This is a genomic window from Bradyrhizobium sp., assembly GCF_049586575.1.
GTDB lineage: Bacteria > Pseudomonadota > Alphaproteobacteria > Rhizobiales > Xanthobacteraceae > Bradyrhizobium.
This window is the reverse complement of record NZ_JBAVCF010000175.1, coordinates 1-1,656: the sequence shown is the minus strand read 5'-3', so window position 1 is coordinate 1,656 and position 1,656 is coordinate 1. Positions and strand designations below refer to the sequence as shown.

Sequence of the window (1,656 nt, the reverse complement as noted above, 5' to 3'; positions counted from 1 at the left end):
AACGCCGAAGGAGACAAAGGAATATTACCATTACGTGGTTCACGAGAATGGCGATTGGGAGGCGGAGGAAGCGGTGATCCGAAACCGCATCGCCGGGGACGGGCGCTCGCTGCCGCAGGAGCGCCTGCGCGCCATGATGGAACGCTTCATCAGCGGTGGCGGCACCTTTCCAGTCATCGGCAGCTATGACGAAGTGGCGGCGACGTTTAAACGTCTCGCCGATGCCGGCCTTGACGGCATGGCGATCGCCACCGTGAACTACGTGCAGGAAATGCCGATCATTCGCGACGAAGTCCTGCCGCGGCTCGAACGGCTGGGCCTGCGCCAGCCATTGCACTAGCGATATGACGTCAATGCCGCCTCCGACCCGCACGACGCGCATGCAGAACGCGAACCGCTTCAAGCTGGGGCTGTTCGGCATGAACTGCTCTGGCTCGTTCGCGACCACCGCCCCGGAACGCTGGCAGGCAGGCTGGGAGGAAAATCTCGAAGCGGCCCGGCTCGCCGACGAAGCCGGCTTGGAGTTTCTGCTGCCGATCGCGCGCTGGCTCGGCTATGGCGGTCAGACCGACCGCCAGGGCACTACCTTTGAGACCTTGTCGTGGGCGTCGGCACTCCTTGCCGCCACCGATGAGATCGTCGCTTTCGCGACCATCCACGTGCCGCTGGTGCATCCGGTGTTCGCCGCCAAGTCGATTGTGACCGCCGATCATGTTGGCAGTGGGCGCTTCGGCATCAATATCGTTTCGGGCTGGAACGTCGAGGAGTTCGCGATGTTCGGCGTGCAACTGCGCGACCACGACGAGCGTTATGCCTATTCGGCCGAATGGGTCACGATCCTCGATAAAATCTATGCCGAAACCGCGCCGTTCGATTATCACGGCAAATATTTCAGCCTTAAAAACGTCGAGGGAAAACCGAAGCCATGGGGCAACGGGCGGCCGCTGCTGATGAGTGCCGGTTCGTCACCGGCCGGCCGCGCCTTCGCGGTGAACTACACCGACTGTCTGTTCATGGTGATCACGGAAGAAGACACCATCGCCTCAGATGTTGCGCAGGTACGTGCGGTCCCCGGCGCTGACAAATGCGGGCTCTATGCCAGCGGCCACCTGTTGTGCCGGCGCACCGCCAAAGAAACCGAGGAGTACTACCATTATCTGGTGCGCGAGAAGGGCGACTGGGAGGCCGCAGAGCAGATCATCGCCAAGCGCGCCGCGGGCGGCTCGCAATCGCTGTCGCCGGACATCATGCGTCGGATGAAGGAACGCGTGATCGGCGGTGGCGCGACCTTTCCGGTCATCGGGAGCTACGATGAGGTCGCGGAGAAATTCCTGCGACTGTCGGAAGCCGGGCTCGACGGCATGGCGCTGATCCTCGTCAATTATGTGCAGGAAATGCCGATCCTGCGTGATGAAGTCCTGCCGCGCCTGGAACGCTTAAAGCTCCGCGCCGGCCATAAGACATCGGAGACACGGTAATGAATGTGCTGCGCGACAAATATGCCATCGTCGGCACCGGGAAGAGCCGGCTCGGCCAGGTCGGCCTCAATTCGCTGGCGCTGCTGGAAGAAGCCATCAAGAATGCGCTCGACGACGCCGGGCTGACCAACAAGGACGTAGACGGCGTGGTGGTGCGCGGCCCTGACGACGTCTATTC

The 1,656-nt window shown here is 62.1% G+C and carries 1 protein-coding gene and 1 pseudogene; both read left to right on the top strand.

Features of this window, described 5'->3' with window-relative positions:
* Positions 1–340, top strand: a pseudogene (locus WB528_RS06825) (LLM class flavin-dependent oxidoreductase); the annotation flags it as partial.
* A gap of 13 nt (positions 341–353) precedes the next feature.
* Positions 354–1,478 (top strand): LLM class flavin-dependent oxidoreductase, encoded by a 1,125-nt coding sequence (locus WB528_RS06820; protein WP_423887662.1) that lies wholly within the window; start codon positions 354–356, stop codon positions 1,476–1,478.
* The last annotated feature ends 178 nt before the right edge of the window (positions 1,479–1,656 follow it).